The following is an 18043-nucleotide window of genomic DNA, read 5'->3' on the forward strand; positions in this document are numbered from 1 at the left end:
ACATCCGGTCCTGCCGTATCCGGCTCCGCAGCATCCGGTGAAGCAGCATCCGGTGAAGCAGCATCCGGTGAAGCGGGATCGGGTGCGGTGGAAGTGACCGCCTCTGGCGTCGAGAGGGCCGCGGTCGAGGAGCGGATTCTGCGTGAGGTCGTGGCGCTGCTGCACGACGTCATCGGCGACGAGTACGTGATCGACTGCGAGATCGACCTGTCGACGTCGTTCAACACCGACCTGGAGCTGGAGAGCATCGAGTTCGTCGCCCTCGCGGACCGGATGCGGCAGCATTACGGCGACACGGTCGACTTCGTCGGCTTCCTCGCGGATCGGAACGTCGACGAAGTGATCAACATGCGGGTCGGTGAGGTCGTCTCCTTCATCGCCGACTGCCTGACGCCGCCCCAGCCGTCCGAACCGTCCCAGCCGCCCCGGTCGTAGCGATGCCCGAGGTCCTTGCCAACGGCGTCCGCCTGCACGTCCAGCGGCTGTCGCCCAGGGGTGGCCCGCGGCCCGGAGCACCGGTCGTCGTCATGGTGCACGGCATGGTCATGGACAACCTGTCCAGCCTCTACTTCTCGCTCGGGACCAGCCTCGCCCACGCCGGCGCCGACGTGATCTGCTACGACCTGCGTGGTCACGGCCGCAGCGAACGGACACCGGACGGCTACGCCATGACGGACGCCCTGGCGGATCTGTCGGGGCTGCTCGACGCGCTCGGCGTTGACGGTCCCGTCCACCTGGTGGGCAACAGTTACGGGGCGACGATGGCCCTGTCCTACGCCCTGGAGCACGCCGGGCAGGTGGCGAGCCTCACCGTGATCGAACCGCCCTTCCTTGTCGAGGGCCTTGGCGCCCGGATGGCCCGGTCGCTGGCGCGGGTGTCGGCCGGGCTCGACGACGCCGAGGTCGAGCGGTGGCTGGAGCGCTCCGCCGGGCGGGCGGTCAGCCGGATCGCCCGCGGTGCCCAGACCCTGCTGCGGGAGACCTCGATCGCCAGGGACATGCTCGCCACCGAACCGTTCTCCCCGCGGCGGCTGGCCCGCCTGAACGTCCCCGTGCTGGCGGTCTACGGGGCGAACTCCGACATCGCCGACCACGCCGAAGGGCTCGCCCGGCTCGTGCCGGACTGCACCCTGATCGTCCTCGCACACCACACCCACGCGGTGCTGCGAGAGGCCACCGACTACCTGCGCGTCCTGCTCAGATGGTGGCTGTTCGAACCCGGCACCCCGGTGCCGCCCTACGCCGACACCGCCGGGCGGCGGTTCGAGACCCCCGACTGGGTGACCCGGATGGTCCCGCCCCCGGACCTCAACCATCCCGCCAGCACCCCCGCCCGCCCGGGCCCGGACACCGCTCCCGCCCGCCCGGACAGTGATCCCGGCCGGCCATCCGGCGATCATGATCGTCCGGACGGCGGCCCCGGACGCCCGAAGGAGCCGAAGGAGGAGGGGGAGCCCGGCCGTCCGGAGGAGAGCATCGGTACCGGGGTGCCGGGGTGAGCCGTTTCCTGTTCGTCGTCCCGCCGCTGACCGGACACGTCAACCCGGCGGTCGGGATCGCCGGTGAACTGGCCGGACGCGGTCACAAGGTAGCGGTCGCGGGCCATCCGGACGTGGTCGGGCCGCTGCTGACCCCGGGGCTCACCCTGCTGCCATTCGCCGGGACGTTCACCGGCCCCAGCCGGGCCGCCGTCGAGGAGAGGTCCAGGCAACTACGGGGCGCGGCGTCCCTGAAGTTCCTCTGGGAGGACTTTCTCATCCCACTGGCCGCCTCGATGGTCGTCGACCAGCAGGCGGTCGGGGCCGCGCTCGTCGCCCGCCGCCGCGCCCTGCCGTGGGCGACCCTTGCCGCCACGTCCGCCGAACTGGACGATCCGTACGAGCTCCTGCCCGGGGTCGGGCGGTGGGTCCGTGACACGTTACGTGACTTCCAGCGCTCCCAGGGGGTGTCCGAGGACAAGGCGCGTGTTGGTGACCTGCGCTTCTCCGAGCACCTGACCCTGGTGTGCTCGGTGCCCCGGATGCTGCGCACGGACAGTTTTCCCAGCTACTACGGTTTCGTCGGCATACCGCTCGGCCGGCGGCCGGCAGTGGCCTTCCCGTGGGAATGGCTGGATCCCGAGCGTGAGCATGTGCTGGTCTCGCTGGGAACGGTGACCCGCGAGGCCGGCGGCCGGTTCCTGCGGGTCGCGGTCGACGCGCTCCGACCGCTCGGGCACCGCCTACAGGCGATAGTCGTGGCGCCGCCCGGCATCCTCGGCCCGCCCCGGGTGAATCCCGCACCCGACGGCGCCGCCGTGGCCGACGGCGCTCCGGCCGACGGTGCTCCGGTCGGCGCGGCTCAGGTCGGCGTTTCCCGTGGCGGCGGCGCTGAGGAGCACATTCTTGTGCTGCCGCATGTCCCGCAGCTCGATCTCATGCCACGGCTGTCCGCGGTGGTGTCGCACGGCGGGAACAACACGGTGTGCGAGGCATTGGCGCACGGTGTCCCGCTGGTCGTGGCGCCGGTCCGGGACGACCAGCCCGTCATCGGGGAGCAGGTCGTGCGCACCGGCGCGGGCCTGCGGGTCCGGTTCGGCCGGGTGAGCGCGCCCGCGCTGCGCGAGTCGATCGTCTCGGTGCTGGACGAACCGTCCTTCCGTGTCGCCGCGCGGCGGCTACGCGGCGACTTCGCAGCCGCCGGGGGCGCCGTCGCCGCCGCGGATCGCCTACTCGCGATGATCTGACCGGCTGACCGGCTGACCGGCTGCCCCGCTGACCCACTGGCCCACTGGCCCACTGGCCTGTTGGCCTCTTGGCCCGGCGTGCTCATCGAGCCGGCGCCGTTCGGCACACCTCCTTCGAAGCCTGCCGCCGACCAGCTCTTTCCACGTTCCTTCTTCCGGGTCTCCGCCGTGTTCCGGGTCTTCTTCGCGTTCCCTTCCCGCCGGCGTCAGAGTTTCATGTGGAACTCCGGGCCGGCCAGAAAGAAAAACGTCCTCCCGCTTGTTCCGGGAAATTTGTTCGGTATTTCTTCGGATAGTTTTCAGGTGGTTGATCAGGTGGTTGTCGTGGCGTCCGGACGGGTGCCTCCGGTATTACCCGTGGCGGGCGGTTCGTCGTAGCTCCAGTCGTGGACGAGTCCGATGACGAAGATTCCGAGGAAGAGCGCCAGCAGCGGCAGCAGAATCATTCATGCTCCCAGGGGGGAAGTGAGAGGGAGGATCTTTCCCGGTCACCGGGCGGACACTGTCCCAGCCTGATTACCCGCTCTCGGAAGCATCTCACCTGACGCTCGCCCGCGGTGACGCTGTGACACGATCCTGGGTTGTGGGTGGGTATTCCGTCGATTGGGTGGCGACAGGGTGCTGGTTGGGCGTACCGTCGCATCCAACGTCAACGCGGGAGCTTCCAACGCAGGAGGCTGAGAGGGCGGCTGGGACCCACCCACAGTGCCGCCGACCGCCAGAACCTGTCCGGGTAATGCCGGCGTAGGGAGGCTGTCACATGGTGCTGCCCGTCGACCGATCGGTCCCCGTGTCCGCGCCCGTCACCGGCGGAACACCCGTCACTGGCGGAACACCCGTCACCGGCGGCGCGCCCGTCTCCACGGGGCATGACGCTCGGAGATCCGCTGCCGGAGGGCCCGACGGCGTGTCCACGCCCGGTGGCTCACCCGCGCCGGTCACCTCCGGCCCGCTGCCCGGCAGCCGCAAGACCTATCTGGTCGGCTCCGCGGACGGACTGCGGGTGCCCATGCGCGAGGTGCTGCTCTCCACCGGCGACAGCGTGATCCTGTACGACACCTCCGGCCCGTACACCGACACCGAGCAGGTCACCGACGTGCGCCAGGGGCTGCCCCCGCTGCGGGACGCCTGGATCACCGCCCGCGGCGACACCGAGACCTACCAGAACGCCTCGCCGCAGGTCCGGCACGGAGAGCGGCTGCGCCGGCCGTCCCCCAGGCGGGCGCTGCCCGGCCGGGCCGTCACCCAGCTCGCCTACGCCCGCCGGGGCGAGATCACACCGGAGATGGAGTTCGTCGCGCTGCGCGAGGGCCTGCCGGTCGAGACCGTGCGGGCGGAGATCGCCGCCGGCCGCGCGGTGCTGCCCGCGAACGTCAACCATCCCGAGTCCGAGCCGATGGCGATCGGCAGCGCCCTCCTGGTGAAGATCAACGCGAACATCGGGAACTCGGCGGTGACCTCGTCCATCGAGGAGGAGGTGGACAAGATGGTGTGGGCGACCCGCTGGGGCGCCGACACCGTCATGGACCTGTCCACCGGCCGTGACATCCACACCACCCGGGAATGGATCATCCGGAACTCGCCGGTCCCGATCGGAACCGTGCCGATCTACCAGGCGCTGGAGAAGGTCGGCGGCAAGGCCGAGGAACTGTCCTGGGAGGTCTACCGGGACACCGTCATCGAGCAGTGCGAGCAGGGCGTGGACTACATGACCGTCCACGCCGGAGTGCTGCTGCGCTACGTGCCGCTGACCGCGCGGCGCAAGACCGGGATCGTCTCCCGCGGCGGTTCCATCCTGGCCGCCTGGTGCCTGGCCCACCACCAGGAGAACTTCCTCTACACCCACTTCGCCGAGCTGTGCGAGATCCTGCGCGCCTACGACGTGACCTTCTCGCTCGGGGACGGGCTGCGCCCCGGTTCGATCGCCGACGCCAACGACGCCGCCCAGCTCGCGGAGCTGGCCACCCTCGGGGAACTGACCTCGGTGGCGTGGGAGCACGACGTCCAGGTCATGATCGAGGGCCCCGGCCACGTCCCGATGAACAAGATCAAGGAGAATGTGGACCTGCAGCGTGAGCTGTGCCACGACGCCCCCTTCTACACCCTCGGGCCGCTGACCACGGACATCGCGCCCGGCTACGACCACATCACCTCCGCGATCGGCGCCGCGATGATCGGCTGGTACGGCACGGCGATGCTCTGCTACGTCACCCCCAAGGAGCATCTCGGCCTGCCCGACCGCGACGACGTCAAGGCCGGAGTGATCGCCTACAAGATCGCCGCGCACGCGGCTGACCTGGCCAAGGGGCATCCGGGCGCCCAGGCATGGGACGACGCCCTCTCCGACGCGCGGTTCGACTTCCGCTGGACCGACCAGTTCCACCTCGCGCTCGACCCGGAGACCGCCAAGGCCTTCCACGACGAGACCCTGCCCGCGGCGCCCGCGAAGTCGGCGCACTTCTGCTCGATGTGCGGCCCGCACTTCTGCTCGATGCGAATCACACAGGACGTGCGCAAGTACGCCGAGGAGCACGGCATTGCGGAGACCGACGCCGTGGAGGCCGGCCTGCGGGAGAAGTCGGCGGAGTTCGCCGCCCGCGGCAGCCATGTCTACCTCCCGATCGCGGAGTCGTAGAAGCCACGTAGGTGGTTCCTGTCACTCCAACGACGGTTTCCACCTACGGCTCCCGCATCCGTAGGTGGAAACCGCTGTGATGATGACGGTTTTCACCTACAGGTTCGGCTCCCAGCCGCGTTGGCGTAGTGCTGTGGCGACCTGTTCGGCCACCAGCCGCGGTTCGGTGCGCAGCACATGGACCGGGAAGCGCAGAATGAGGCGGTCCTGGAGCACACCGGCATTCTGCCGGGCCAGATCGTCCCACCACTGACGTACCTCCCGGTGATAGCCACCGTCGATCTCCACCCAGACCCGCCACGTTTCGTACCAGACGTCGAGGTGGTAGCGGCTGCCACCGGCGTCGATCCTCTCCTGCCGTCGCGCGGCCGGCAGGCCGTAACGGTTCTCGATTTTTCGATAAAGGATTTCGGCCACCGAATGGGCACCATCACCCAGGTCGCTCAGGGTGTCAGTGATCAGCGTGTTGCGGCGCAACGGCCCACGGCGCTCGACGGCCGCCCGCATCATCTGGACGTCGGTGATCGGGCCGGAGTGGGTGACGAGCACGCCCCGCATGGGCCGCTGCCAGCGGCCGCTGCGCAGCTTCCAGCGGATTTCCGTCTCGGTCATCCCGGCCCGCAGGGCCGTACGGACGGAGATGACGCCGTCCTGCGATTCCGCGATCCGCTCCCAGACCGTGCGTTCCCCACGGCCATCGGCCCGCCGCCTGGACGTGTGGTCGTTTCCGCGGGTCCCGTGGCCGCTGCCACGAGCCTCGCTGCCAGGCCCCTCGCTGCCGAGGAGCCTGGCGCCACTGTTCTTGCCGCCGCTGCTGTTCCTGTTGCCGCCGCGCGGATGCCGCAAGCCGGGATCATGGGCCATACCCCCACGCTGCCACGGCCTCCGCCCCACCCGCGAGCGAGACCAGTCACCTGTGGACAACGAACCTGTAGGTAGAAACCGTCACTATCGCAACCGACCCCACCTACACCCACGGAGCCTGTAGGTGGAAACCGTCGTGCTGGTGGCGGTTTCCACCTACAGGTCAGGACGCGGGTCGTCAGGGAGCGTGGGGAGTGAGGAAGCGGGTTGCCGGGCTGTGTGGGGTGGCCCCGGCTCGTGGGACGGCGGGATCGTGGGAGCCGGATCGTGGGGTGGCCGGGCCGTGAGGCGGTCAGCGGCAGAGGGCCGGACCGCGGGCAGCCGGTTGTGGGGCGGGGGCGGGTCAGTACCTCGGATGCCTTCGGCATCACCCCAAATGGGGGTAAGCCGGGCGGCTTATGTGTCAGGTGGCTGGTTTTTCGGCATGGCCGCCGAACTGTTTGCGCATCGCGGAGAGCAGTTTGTCGGCGAACAGGGCCTCGCCGCGTGAGCTGAACCGCTCGTACAGCGAAGCGGTGAGGACGTGGGCGGGCACGCCTTCCTCCACCGCGGCCAGCACCGTCCAGCGGCCCTCACCCGAGTCGGAGACCCGGCCGCTGAACGACTCGAGTTTCGGGTCCTCGACGAGCGCGGCCGCGGTCAGGTCCAGCAGCCAGGAGCTGACCACGCTGCCGCGGCGCCACACCTCGGTCACCGCCGCGGTGTCGATGTCGTACTGGTAGTACTCCGGATGGGCGAGCGGGGTGGTCTCGGCGTCGTGCTCGCCGGTGTGGTCCCGGCCGATGCCGGCCTTCTCCAGGATGGCCATGCCTTCGGCGAAGGCGGCCATCATGCCGTACTCGATACCGTTGTGGACCATCTTGACGAAGTGCCCGGCGCCGTTCGGCCCGCAGTGCAGATAGCCCTTTTCCGCTCGGCTCGGCTCGCCGACCCGTCCTGGCGTGCGCGGTGCCTGGTCGAACCCGGGGGCGATCGCGGCGAAGATCGGGTCGAGGTGCGACACCACCTCGTTCTCGCCGCCGATCATGAGACAGAATCCGCGTTCGAGCCCGAAGACCCCACCGGACGTGCCGACGTCGACGTAGTGGATGCCCCGGCCGGTGAGTTCCTTCGCCCGGTCGACGTCGTCACGGTAGTAGGAGTTCCCCCCGTCGATGATGATGTCACCGGCGGTGAAGTGCTCGGCGAGTGCGAACACGCTCTGCCCGGTGATCCCGGCGGGGACCATCACCCAGGCGGCGCGGGGGGTGGAGAGTTTCGCCGCGAACTCGGCCAGCGTGGTGGCCCCGGTGGCGCCCTCGGCCTCCAGTTGCCGGATCGCGTCGGCGTTGACGTCGTAGACGACGCAGTCGTGGCCGTGGCGTATCAGCCGGCGCACGAGGTTGGCGCCCATCCGGCCAAGGCCGATCATCCCGAGCTGCACGAGGTCTCCTGTTGGTTGGTTGTCGGTCCGGGGGCGGCAACAGCATGATCATTTTTTGTGCCGTCGGAGATCCGGATCTCCAGGTTCCAGAGCTGACGGTGATGTGATCATGTTGTGCTGCCCGAGCGTCCCGCCGGATGGGCGAAGCCGGTCCGACGGGTCCGGGCGGGCGGCAAGCCCCCGGCTCACTGGCACGGTGCCGTTGGAGGCCAAGAGCCCTTGGCTATTGTCTCCCGGCATCGGGCCCGCCACCGCGTGACCGGTCACCGACTCGATGATCGTTGTGCCACACACGGATGCGCGTTGCGTCGCCCATGATTCTGATCAAACCGCTACCAACAGAAGTGAATTCTGCGCGTCAAGTAGTCGCGCAGCGCCGGACAGGACCGCGAAGGCCTGGTGCCGGAGAAACCCGACGCCCGCGGGAGCCTGTCGAAGGGGCGAGAGCCGGCGAAGGCCTTGGCGGCAGGAAACCAGGAGCCCGTTGCCGTTGCGGTGCCGTCGAAGTGCGGTGCCGTCGAAGTGCGGGGCTACCGAGGTACGGGCCACGAGGAAGGCTGCGCGGCGGAGTTCCGCCGCGCAGGCCGCGGTGGCCGGGAGCCCGAGCCGGCGAACGTCCCGTCGCGGGCTCGGGCTCCCGGCCACTCAGGCGGCTCAGGCGGATGTGGCGGCCAGCGTGCCCTGGCCCGCGGCCGCGTACTTTTCCTCGTACCTGCGGGCGAGGCCGTCGAGGGCGGTGAGGTAGTGCCCGACGTTCTCGCGGGCCTGCTCGGCCGGCGCGTCCAGACCGGTCAGCTCGAAGAACTTCCAGTGCCGCAGCAGCGGCGTGACCACGTCGTCATGGTGGTTGCGGAGGTTGTAGATGCCGGCCTTGGCGATCTGCTTCGCCTTGGTCTCGAAGTTCTCGATGCCGGTCCCGGGCATCTGGAACGTCATCAGTTCCTCGGCGATGGCCTGCACCGTCGCGGACGGGGTGAGCTCCAGCGCGGCGGCGACCAGGTTGCGGTAGAAGATCATGTGAAGGTTCTCGTCCGCGGCGACCCGGGTGAGGAGCTTCTCGGCGATCGGGTCCTGGGTGAACCGCCCGGTGTTGCGGTGGCTGATCCGGGTGGCGAGTTCCTGGAACGACACGTAGGCGATGGTGCGCAGCGGCGTCTTGTCACCGCTGTCGAACCCCTTCTGCATCTGGTGCATGCGGCCACGCTCGAGGCCGACCGGGTCGACGCCGCGGGTGACCATCAGATAGTCCCGCATCACGATGCTGTGCCGGCCCTCCTCAGCCGTCCAGCGGTGCACCCAGGCGCCCCACGCGCTGTCCCGGCCGAAGATCGTGGCGATCTCACGGTGGTAGCTGGGGAGGTTGTCCTCGGTGAGCAGGTTGACCTCGAAGGCGATCTGGGCCACGTCGGACAGCCTGGACTGCTCCGGATCCCACGGCAGGGTGTCGAAGTCGCGGCCCTGGCTCCACGGGACGTACTCGTGCGGCATCCACTCGGTGGCGAGGTCGAGATGGCGGTTGAGGTTGGCCGCGGCGACGGGCTCAAGCTCGTGCAACAGGTTGATGTCCGGGGTGGATGTCATGCCTGTCACCCTGGCAGGCCAACTGTGCGCCGGACTACGTCCGGCAGGTGTGGACTCCAGCCTCGTGTTCTGTTCTCCGAGAACAGGATCGGGAGCCTCCGGCGGGCATACGGCAGGAAGTTGGAAGAACGTGCGGGACGACCGGCTACCGGTGCGCGGGGTGGTCGGGCTGTCAGGAGGCCGCGCGGGACGGGGCGTGGGGTCATGCGGGACGCGGCGGAGCGGCCTGCGGCAGTGGGCTCAGGACAGGGTGGGGCTCAGGACAGGGTGGGAGATGACAGGCCGGCCGGGCCGAGCGCGTCGCGGACGTGGTCGACCAGGCCGGCCGTCTGCGCGGTCGCCCCGGCCTGTTCGAGTTCCTGGCACAGGCGGGCGATGTCCCGGCGCGTCATGCCAGAGTCGATCATCGTGGCGCAGGAGACGGCCTGGTGACCCAGGGCGACGGCCCGGTCGGCGTCGCCGGTGCGGATGTTGGCGATCCCCAGCCTGGTGAGGAACTCGACGCGGTCGCGGGGGACCTCCTCGTCGAGCTCGTCGAGATCGTCGAGGGCGGCCTCGAAGTGCGGTATGGCCGCCTCGGGGCTGCCGCTGGACAGCAGTGCCTCCCCGGCCGAGAACGCGACGTCCTTGCGGCGGGCCCAGTACATGTAGGGCGGGCTGTCCTCGGGGCGGACCTTGTCGATCAACGTGTAGGCGAGTTCGGTCTCGGCGGCGGCGTCCTCGCTGCTGCCCGCGCGGCTGTGCGCGACGGCCAGGTCGGCCGCGATCACGGCCCGCTCGATCGCGCTGAGCAGGTAGCGTGCCCCGGCCTGGGCGCGGTGCAGCAGGCTGACCGCGTCCGCGGGCTGCCCGTACCAGGTGACCTGCTCGGCCATGCAGCGCAGGATGTTGGCGCCGAGAGCGGGCGCGTTCGCCTCGTGGGCGGCGCGCAGCGCGATCAGCCAGCAGCGCTGGGCCGTGCCGTACTGGCCGATGTCGTACATCGCCCACCCGGCCAGCCGGGCCAGCTCCGCCGCGACCGCGTAGAGCCGGGCCTGGTGGGCGTCGCTGTGGGTTCCGACCCGCAGCAGGCGGACGGTGATCGAAAGTTCGGTGCGGGACAGGGCGTACACGTCGTTGCCGCCGAGGACGTCGCTCATCCGCCGCAGGGCGTCGACCCGGTCCTCGAAACCGCACACGAGCGGGTCGTCGACGAGTTGGCCGGTGGGTACGACGCCCTCGTGGTGCGTGCGTGCCGCCAGCCACCGTTGCGCGGCGGAGTCCAGGGACGGCCCGGAGACGGGCAGGAAGCGGTGGGGGCGCCTGGCACGGGTCATCGCCATGAGTTCGCGGGTGAGCCCGTCGTGCGTCCACAGCAGGTCCAGGCCGGTGTTCGCGGGTGCGATCTGCTCGTGGACCGGCTGGCCGGCGGGCTGCTGGCTGACCGGCCGGTGATCAGGCTGCCGGTGGCCGGCGGTGTCGGGGTGGCCGGCGGTGTTCCGGGCGTCGACGGGGTTCCGGGTACGGCCGGCAGTTTCAGGCCGTCGGCGGAGTCCGCCCGGATCCCATCCTGGGTGTGCCTGCGTTGTCACGGCGGGTCTCTCCCGTCTCCGTACGGAACTACTGTCAATCGTAGCCGTGCGAATACAGCGTCCCTTTACGGGGTTGCTGCCCTTCTCCGGGGGGAGCGGGTTTCAGATCTTCGCGTCTGGTCCGTTGATCGGACGAAGGATCCGGAACGGCTCCGGGAATCCTGCGGCTCGTTCTGGTCGGCGTGGGATCGGGATGTTGGTCGGCCTGGCGAATCCAGGGTCGCGCACCTACCCCGTGCCGGCAATCCCGGTGGCTGTGTTATAAGCGGCCACTGGACGGTGGCGGGCCCGGCGGTGGCCAGGTTGTTCGCCCGCCCGTTGGCCGGGGGCAAGAGCGTACGGATATAGGCGGACCTCCAGAACGAACAGACGCCACGAGCCGATCCGGTGTTCTGCGAGCACAGGGTCCCACTACCCATGGAACCTACCACTTATGCCACGTATGACCAGTGGGCATCCCCACTGGGAGGCGTCACCCGGTGGTGGTGTGGTTACATGTTACGCCCAGTTCGTCCGGGCGAAATCATTTTTTCAGCTTCCGGCCGGCGTCGTCGATTCTTCTCAAAGAATGATTCCGCAGCCGTTCAGCCCTGTTTCTGAGTACGGTTTTTGCGATGTTTTTCGTTTGTTTTTATTCTGTCGACACCGTGTCAGATCACCCCTCCGACCTGCGCAAACAGCATGGAGTAATGCTCCGATATCTGCTGGTAGTCGCAGTGTCGTGTGGTTGACAGCAAGTCGCGAACGTCATTTCTGAGATGTTTCCCAGGCGTTTCACATGCGATTTTCCGGATGGCTTGTGCACCTCATCCGTACCGCATCGGCGCTCTTGCCCCACCTGGCCCCCACCTGGCCCCTGCCCGGGCCCGGGCCCGGGCTCCGCCCGGCTCGTGGCGGGTCACAGGCCTCGGCCGAGGGCCGGTTCGGACCGCCCGAGCAGGGAGCATCACGGCGGAGAAGGACGAGCGTCAGGAGTGCGCCGGCTCGGACCGCCCGAGCAGGGAGCGCCCGCCGGTCCGGACGTCCGGCGCGCCCAGGCGGGCCGCGTCGGCGGTCTGGTCGTCGGCCTGCTGCTGGGACTCCCGCTCGGCCGCCACCCGCGCCTGGTAGTGCCCGATCTCGACGTCGATGGTCTGCCGGTCCCAACCCAGCTCGGGCGCGACGAGTTCGGCGACGTCCGCGGCGGCCTCCAACCCGCGGTCCCAGGTCTCGATCGAGATCCGGGTGCGGCGGGTGAGCACGTCGTCGAGGTGCAGCGCCCCCTCGTGGGAGGCGGCGTACACGGCCTCCGCCGCCAGGTAGGTGTCGGCCCCGCGCACCGGTCGGGCGAGCTCGGGCCGCTGCCGGACGAGCGCCAGGACCTCCTGGGTGAGGGTGCCGTAGCGGGTCAGCAGGTGCTCGACCCGGGCCACGTGGATCCCCGCGGAGCGGGCCAGCGCCTCCCGCGCGTTCCACAGCGCCGGGTAGCCGTCGGCGCCGAGCAGGGGAACCCGGTCGGTGCAGGAGGGCGGCACGCTGCGGTTCAGCCCGTGTGCCACCGCGTCGACCGCGTCCCGGGCCATCACCCGGTACGTGGTGTACTTCCCGCCTGCGACCATGGTCAGGCCGGGCAGCGGTGAGACCACCGCGTGCTCCCGGGACAGCTGGGAGGAGTCCTCCGACTCGCCGGACAGCAGCGGCCGCAGCCCCGCATAGACACCGGTGATGTCGTCGGTGGTCAGCGGCGTGCGCAGCACCTGGTTGACGTGGGTGAGCAGGTAGTCGATGTCGGCGCTGCTGGCCGCCGGGTGGGCGAGGTCGAGGTTCCAGTCCGTGTCGGTCGTCCCGACGATCCAGTGGCTGCCCCAGGGGATCACGAACAGCACGCTGCTCTCGGTGCGCAGGATCAGCCCGGTGGTGGCGTGGATCCGGTCCCGGGGCACCAGCAGGTGGATGCCCTTGGAGGGCCGCACCGACAGTTGGCCGCGCCCGCCGGCCATCGCCTGGATGTCGTCGGTCCACACCCCCGCGGCGTTGATGGTCTGCCGGGCGCGGACGTCGATCTGCCCGCCGCCCTCGAGGTCGTGGACCCGCACCCCGGCGACCCGGTCGCCCTCGCGCAGCAGGCCCGTCACCCGGGCGCTGGTGGCGATCAGCGCACCGTAGTGGGCGGCGGTCCGGGCAACGAACATCGTGTGCCGGGCGTCGTCGACCTGGGCGTCCCAGTACTGGATCGCGCCCACCAGGGCGTCCGGGCGCAGCGCGGGGACGGCGCGCAGCGCCGCCCGCCTGGTCAGGTGGCGATGGCGCGGCACCGCCCGGCGGGCACCGCCGAGGGTGTCGTAGAGCACCATCCCAGTGCCGACGTAGGCGCGTTCCCATCCCCGGTGGGTCAGCGGGAACAGGAACGGGACCGGGCGGACGAGGTGCGGGCAGAGCGTGTCCAGCAGCAGCGCCCGCTCCCGCAGCGCCTCACTGACGAGCGCGATGTTGAGCTGTTCGAGGTAGCGCAGACCGCCGTGGATCAGCTTGCTGGACCGGCTGGACGTGCCGGCCGCGAGGTCGCGCGCCTCGACCAGCGCCACGGACAGCCCACGGGTGGCCGCGTCGAGCGCGACACCTGCGCCGGTGACGCCCCCGCCGATGACGACGACGTCGACGACGTCGGATTCCATCTGGATCAGGGCGTCACCACGGGTGGTGGGATTCAGCCGTGCCGGAGCGATCATCGTGTTCCCCGTCCCCGGAGCGTGGCGGCCAGAGCTGGCGCGGACAGGTCACATCGTGCCTGCCGCGAACGAGGCCCGCATGGTAGCTTGCTCACAGTGATCATTTTCATACGGTAATCGATTGCCTGCGCTCCGGGCCGGCGCCGTGGTCCACGCCATCGGTACTGGCGCTGACCTGGACCACCTACTGTCTACTGTGTTCTTCCTACCGTGCTCTTCGCCCGGTGTCCGCCGCCGACGGCTCTCCCTGTCGGCTTCCGCGCCTCGTGGGAGGCCGTCCGATGGACCTCAGCTTCACCCCCGACGAGGAGCGCTTCCGCGCCCAGCTGCGGGCCTGGCTCGCCGACAACGTCCCGCCGCGGTGGCGGTCGCCGTCGTTCTGGGCCGGCGTCCCCGAGGCCGACGCGTTCGAGCTGCGCAGGAACTGGGAGCGGCTGCGTCACAGCGCCGGCTTCGCCGGCATCTCCCTGCCGCGGGAGTACGGCGGCCGCGGCGGGACGCCGGGCATGCAGGCGATCCACGACGAGGAGAGCGCGCGGGCCCGGGTGCCCCACTCGGTCAACCAGATCGGCCTGACCTTCCTGGTGCCCACCGTCATGGCGGTCGGGACCGACGAGCAGAAGCGGGAGATCATCCCGCTGCTGCTGCGCAACGACGTCATCTGGTGCCAGGGCTTCTCCGAGCCCGGCGCGGGCTCGGACCTCGCGGCCCTGCGCACCACCGGCGTGCTCGACGGCGACGAGTTCGTCGTCACCGGCCAGAAGGTCTGGACGACCAACGCCGCGCACGGGGACAAGATCTTCATGCTCGTCCGGACCGAACCCGGATCGCAGCGGCACCACGGCCTGTCCATGCTGCTCGTCGACATGCGCCAGGACGGGGTCGAGGCCCGGCCGCTGCGCCAGATGAGCGGGGTGAGCGAGTTCGGCGAGGTCTTCTTCACCGACGCCCGGGTGAAGGTGACCGACTGCCTCGGCGGGGTCGGCAACGGCTGGGCCACGGCGATGCTGCTGCTGTCGTTCGAGCGCGGTGCCTCCGGCCTGGCCCAGTACACCGCCTTCCGCCGCCAGTTCGACGAGATCGTGGCGGCGGCTCCCCCCGGCCGGCTCGACGATCCCGTCCTGCGCCAGCGGCTGGCCCAGCGGATCGTCGACCTCGAGTGCCTGCGCTACCACGCCATGCACGTGCTCACCCAGGTCGAGCAGGGGGAGGAGCTCGGCGCCGGGTCGTCGCTGACCAAGCTCCAGTGGTCGCAGACACACCAGCAGCTGTGGGAGACCTTCGACGACCTGCTCGGCCCGGAGGCCACCCTGGCCCGGCCGGATCCCGACACGGACCTGCGTGCCATGCACCGCGAGGCGATGTGGTCACGTTCGGTTACCATTTGGGGTGGATCGTCCCAGGTGCAACGCAACATCGTCGCCGAGCGTGTCCTCGGCCTGCCCCGATAGCGTCCCGGGCATGTACTTCGCGCTGACCGAGGAGCAACGGGCGCTCGGCGACACCGTCCGCGACTACCTGGCGGACAGGTTCGACCTGACGGCCGTCCGGGCGGTCTTCGAGGACACCGGCGGCGACGGCCATCCCGCCGAACTGTGGAAGACCGCCGGGGAGCAGGGCTGGCTGGCCGTGCTCGTCCCGCCGGAGCACGACGGGCTCGGCCTCGGCCTGGTGGACGCCCAGGTGGTCGCCCGGGCCTTCGGCGCGGGCGTCGTCCCCGGGCCGTGGCTGCCCACCGTGCTCGCCGGGGAGGCCATCCGCCTCGCCGGCTCGCCGGAGCAGCGGCGCGCCCTGCTGCCCCGGATTGCCACCGGCGACCTGGTGGCCACGGTGGCGCTGCGCGGCCCCGCCGGCCGGTACGACCCGACGGGTGTGCGGGTCACCGCCGACGCGGCGGGCCGGCTCACCGGAACCGCGCTGCCCGTCGAATACGCCGAGGTCGCGCGGACCGTCGTCGTGGCCGCCACCGAGCCGTCCGGGCAGACCGGGCTGTACCTGGTGGATCCGCGTTCACCGGGCGTCACCGTCGACGGGCTGGACAGCTACGACGGCACCGTGCGCGCGGCGTCGCTGACCCTCGACGGGGTGGACGCGCGGCGGCTGCCGGAGTCGTCGGCCGCCGTCCTCACCGAACTGCTGGACCGGGCCGCCCTGCTCACCGCGGCCGACCTGGTCGGCCTCGCCCGTCAGGCGCTCGGGCGCACCGTCGCCTACGACCGTGACCGGGTGCAGTTCGGCCGGCCGGTCGGCTCCTTCCAGGCGCTCAAGCACCATCTCGCCGACCTGCACCTGGCTGTGACCATGGCCGAACACGCGGTGCTGTACGCGGCGCACGCGCTCGACACCGGGCTCGCCGACCGCCGGCTCGCGGCCGCCGTGGCCAAGAGCAAAGCCGGTGACGCCGCCCGGGAGGTGACCGGGACGATGATCCAGTATCACGGCGGGATCGGCTACACCTGGGAGCACGAGGCCCACTTCTTCTACAAGCGGGCCAAACGCGAGATCTACAGTTACGGCGACCCCGACCATCATCGGGAACGCATTGCGTCCCTCACCATCGGTACCTCGGCCCGGCCTGCCCCGGCCCCGCCTGTCGCGTCGCCCGAGCCGACTTCGTGATCACACAGCATCGAACCACGCACCGTGCCGGTGCGGGGGCGGGCGACCGTTTCATGATCCATGTGGCTGTGTCGTTCGGTACGCTTTTCGGTCCTCTGGGCGTACACAACGACAAACTACCGGCGATCTTTTCCGGCAGCCGATGATTGTTGATATTGCCTGGTGCCGGTGTGGCTGGTGCGCCGGGTGCGCCGGGCGCGTCAGGTGTCGATCATGGTGAGGGTCTGGCGGACGAGGGCCTCGGCAGCGGGGAGCGCGGCCTGGCGGTCGGCCGGCACCAGGCCGATGCGGGTACGGCGGTCGAGCAGGTCGTCGGCGTCCAGGGCGCCCTCGTGGCGCAGGGCGAACAGCAGCTCCGCGCCGGTCACCTCGACGCCGTCACACAGCGGCAGAAGAAGCCCGGGGTCGCCGTGGGTGCCCGCGACCACCGCGGGCGCCTCGGCGCCGTAGCGGGCGACGAGCCTGGGCGGGGCGTCCACGGTGGCGAGCTGTGACCAGCTGGCCGCGCCGACCAGCGGCAACCGCCGAGTACGGCACGGCCCGGCGTCCAGACCGCCGGCGCGGACCAGCGTGTCCACGGCGTCGGCGGCCATCCGCCGGTAGGTGGTGAGCTTGCCCCCGACGACGGTGACCATGCCGTCGGACGAGGTGATCACCGCGTGGCGCCGGGACAGGTCCGCGGTGCGCCCGGCCGCGCTCGCCAGCAGCGGCCGCAGCCCGGCGAAGGCGCCCAGGACGTCGGCCCGGCCGACCGGCACCGTGAGCACGCTCGACAGCACGCCGAGCAGGAAGTCCAGCTCGGCGGCGGTCGGCACCGGCACGTCGACGACCGTGTCGACCGGCTCGTCGGTGATCCCGACGTAGACGTGGCCGCCCGGCTGGGGCAGCGCGAACACGTACCGGTTGCGCTCACCGGGCACCGGGATGATGATCGCCGTCCGCAGGCCGTCCAGGGCGCTGCCCGCCACCACGAGGTGGGTGCCGCGGCTGGGGCGCAGGCGCGCGTCGGCGCACAGGTCGCCGGCCCACACACCGGTGGCGTTCACCACACTACGTGATCTAAGTATCACCGGTGAGTTGCTCACGGTGTCGACGGCGGTGGCGCCGCTGCCGTCGGCTTCCCGCACCCGGCAGCGGGTGATGACGCGCGTGCCGTGCCGGGCCGCGGTCCGGGCGATCGCCACGACCAGCCGCGCGTCGTCGACGAGCTGGCCGTCCCAGGTCAGCAGCCCGCCGCGCAGCCCGGGGGCGCGCAGGGCCGGCACCATGTGCCGGGCCTCGACAGCGGTCAGCCGCCGTGGCCCGGGCAGCACCGTCCGCGGGGTGCCGGCGGCGCGGCGGAGGATGTCGGCGACGCGCAGGCCGGCGTTGGCGGCAAGGGCTGTGCTGATGGGGAAGCCGGCCGCCAGCGGGAGCAGCATCGGCAGCGGCCGGACCAGGTGGGGCGCTGTGGTACCCAGCAGGACGGCCCGTTCCCGGGCGCTTTCGTGGGCCAGCGCGAGGTCGCCGCTAGCGAGGTAACGCAGCCCGCCGTGGACGAGCTTGGAGCTCCAGCGGCTGGTGCCGAAGGCGAGGTCGTGAGCTTCCACCAGGGCCACGGACAGCCCGCGGCTGGCCGCGTCCAGCGCCACTCCGGCGCCGGTCACCCCGCCGCCGATCACCAGCACGTCGACCACGGCGCCGTCGGCGAGCTCGGCGAGGTCCCGCTCGCGTTGCCGCCGGTTCAACGACGCCGTCGAGGACGCCGGCCGGGCGGTCGGCCGGCGCGGCGCGGTGGCCTGGTGCGATGCGGTGGCCTGGTGCGAAGGCGGGGGAAGCCGGCTTGGCGTCGCTGTCCGGCCGGCGGCGGATCGTCGGCGGGGTGGCGCGTCCAGCGTGTCATGGTGGTTGTCACGATGGCGCTGTGACGACATCTGT

13 protein-coding genes and 1 riboswitch are annotated in these 18043 nt (G+C 70.7%); of the genes, 6 read left to right on the forward strand and 7 right to left on the reverse strand.

Annotation, left to right across the window (positions count from 1 at the left end):
• The first annotated feature begins 93 nt into the window (after positions 1-93).
• From FSYMDG_RS06445 to FSYMDG_RS06455, 3 genes are read left to right on the forward strand one after another with little or no spacing between them, the layout of a single operon-like run.
• On the forward strand, positions 94-435 hold the full coding sequence (locus tag FSYMDG_RS06445) for a phosphopantetheine-binding protein (protein ID WP_237703011.1): 342 nt from the start codon (positions 94-96) through the stop codon (positions 433-435).
• A gap of 2 nt (positions 436-437) precedes the next feature.
• Positions 438-1499, forward strand: a complete 1062-nt coding sequence (locus tag FSYMDG_RS06450; RefSeq protein WP_013872775.1) for an alpha/beta fold hydrolase — start codon at positions 438-440, stop codon at positions 1497-1499.
• Positions 1496-2725, forward strand: coding sequence for a glycosyltransferase (locus FSYMDG_RS06455; protein ID WP_013872776.1), 1230 nt, complete (start codon positions 1496-1498; stop codon positions 2723-2725). The genes FSYMDG_RS06450 and FSYMDG_RS06455 overlap by 4 nt, the downstream gene beginning before the upstream one ends.
• Before the next feature lie 311 nt (positions 2726-3036).
• Here FSYMDG_RS06455 and FSYMDG_RS29135 read toward each other — a convergent pair whose 3' ends face one another.
• Positions 3037-3171, reverse strand: coding sequence for a hypothetical protein (locus tag FSYMDG_RS29135; protein ID WP_013872777.1), 135 nt, complete (start codon positions 3169-3171; stop codon positions 3037-3039).
• A 198-nt stretch (positions 3172-3369) separates the two neighbouring features.
• Positions 3370-3494, forward strand: a riboswitch (TPP riboswitch).
• Between the two features lie 21 nt (positions 3495-3515).
• Between FSYMDG_RS29135 and thiC the strand changes: the two genes are divergently transcribed.
• Positions 3516-5360, forward strand: a complete 1845-nt coding sequence (gene thiC, locus FSYMDG_RS06460) for a phosphomethylpyrimidine synthase ThiC (protein WP_013872778.1) — start codon at positions 3516-3518, stop codon at positions 5358-5360.
• A gap of 96 nt (positions 5361-5456) precedes the next feature.
• Here the strand turns inward: thiC and FSYMDG_RS22830 are convergent, their stop codons facing one another.
• From FSYMDG_RS22830 to FSYMDG_RS06485, 5 genes are all read right to left on the reverse strand, one after another.
• On the reverse strand, positions 5457-6224 hold the full coding sequence (locus tag FSYMDG_RS22830; protein ID WP_013872779.1) for a hypothetical protein: 768 nt from the start codon (positions 6222-6224) through the stop codon (positions 5457-5459).
• Positions 6225-6627: 403 nt separating this feature from the next.
• Positions 6628-7647 (reverse strand): phosphogluconate dehydrogenase (NAD(+)-dependent, decarboxylating), encoded by a 1020-nt coding sequence (gnd, locus tag FSYMDG_RS06470; protein ID WP_013872780.1) that lies wholly within the window; start codon positions 7645-7647, stop codon positions 6628-6630.
• A gap of 654 nt (positions 7648-8301) precedes the next feature.
• On the reverse strand, positions 8302-9228 hold the full coding sequence (locus FSYMDG_RS06475; RefSeq protein ID WP_013872781.1) for an acyl-ACP desaturase: 927 nt from the start codon (positions 9226-9228) through the stop codon (positions 8302-8304).
• Between the two features lie 257 nt (positions 9229-9485).
• The gene (locus tag FSYMDG_RS06480) at positions 9486-10799 is read right to left on the reverse strand and encodes a hypothetical protein (RefSeq protein ID WP_013872782.1); all 1314 of its coding nucleotides are present in this window, start codon (positions 10797-10799) and stop codon (positions 9486-9488) included.
• A gap of 968 nt (positions 10800-11767) precedes the next feature.
• Positions 11768-13507 carry a glycerol-3-phosphate dehydrogenase/oxidase gene (locus FSYMDG_RS06485; protein ID WP_013872783.1) on the reverse strand — a complete coding sequence of 580 codons (1740 nt, stop codon included), beginning with the start codon at positions 13505-13507 and terminating at the stop codon, positions 11768-11770.
• 281 nt (positions 13508-13788) lie between these two features.
• Between FSYMDG_RS06485 and FSYMDG_RS06490 the strand changes: the two genes are divergently transcribed.
• Both FSYMDG_RS06490 and FSYMDG_RS06495 read left to right on the forward strand, forming a co-directional pair.
• The gene (locus tag FSYMDG_RS06490; protein WP_013872784.1) at positions 13789-14958 is read left to right on the forward strand and encodes an acyl-CoA dehydrogenase family protein; all 1170 of its coding nucleotides are present in this window, start codon (positions 13789-13791) and stop codon (positions 14956-14958) included.
• A gap of 10 nt (positions 14959-14968) precedes the next feature.
• On the forward strand, positions 14969-16126 hold the full coding sequence (locus tag FSYMDG_RS06495; RefSeq protein ID WP_013872785.1) for an acyl-CoA dehydrogenase family protein: 1158 nt from the start codon (positions 14969-14971) through the stop codon (positions 16124-16126).
• Between the two features lie 200 nt (positions 16127-16326).
• Here FSYMDG_RS06495 and FSYMDG_RS06500 read toward each other — a convergent pair whose 3' ends face one another.
• Positions 16327-18039: a glycerol-3-phosphate dehydrogenase/oxidase gene (locus FSYMDG_RS06500; RefSeq protein ID WP_013872786.1), complete on the reverse strand. Its 1713-nt coding sequence runs from the start codon at positions 18037-18039 to the stop codon at positions 16327-16329.
• Positions 18040-18043 lie beyond the last annotated feature (4 nt).

The organism is Candidatus Protofrankia datiscae, assembly GCF_000177615.2.
Lineage (GTDB): Bacteria > Actinomycetota > Actinomycetes > Frankiales > Frankiaceae > Protofrankia > Protofrankia coriariae.

Bases quoted from the DNA above. Each gene is read 5' to 3' on its own strand.
- FSYMDG_RS06475 (WP_013872781.1), bottom strand. From the start codon at position 9,228: ATGACATCCACCCCGGACATCAACCTGTTGCACGAGCTTGAGCCCGTC.
- FSYMDG_RS06495 (WP_013872785.1), top strand. From the start codon at position 14,969: ATGTACTTCGCGCTGACCGAGGAGCAACGGGCGCTCGGCGACACCGTC.
- FSYMDG_RS06490 (WP_013872784.1), top strand. From the start codon at position 13,789: ATGGACCTCAGCTTCACCCCCGACGAGGAGCGCTTCCGCGCCCAGCTG.
- FSYMDG_RS06485 (WP_013872783.1), bottom strand. From the start codon at position 13,507: ATGATCGCTCCGGCACGGCTGAATCCCACCACCCGTGGTGACGCCCTG.
- FSYMDG_RS06500 (WP_013872786.1), bottom strand. From the start codon at position 18,039: ATGTCGTCACAGCGCCATCGTGACAACCACCATGACACGCTGGACGCG.
- FSYMDG_RS22830 (WP_013872779.1), bottom strand. From the start codon at position 6,224: ATGGCCCATGATCCCGGCTTGCGGCATCCGCGCGGCGGCAACAGGAAC.
- FSYMDG_RS06450 (WP_013872775.1), top strand. From the start codon at position 438: ATGCCCGAGGTCCTTGCCAACGGCGTCCGCCTGCACGTCCAGCGGCTG.
- FSYMDG_RS29135 (WP_013872777.1), bottom strand. From the start codon at position 3,171: ATGATTCTGCTGCCGCTGCTGGCGCTCTTCCTCGGAATCTTCGTCATC.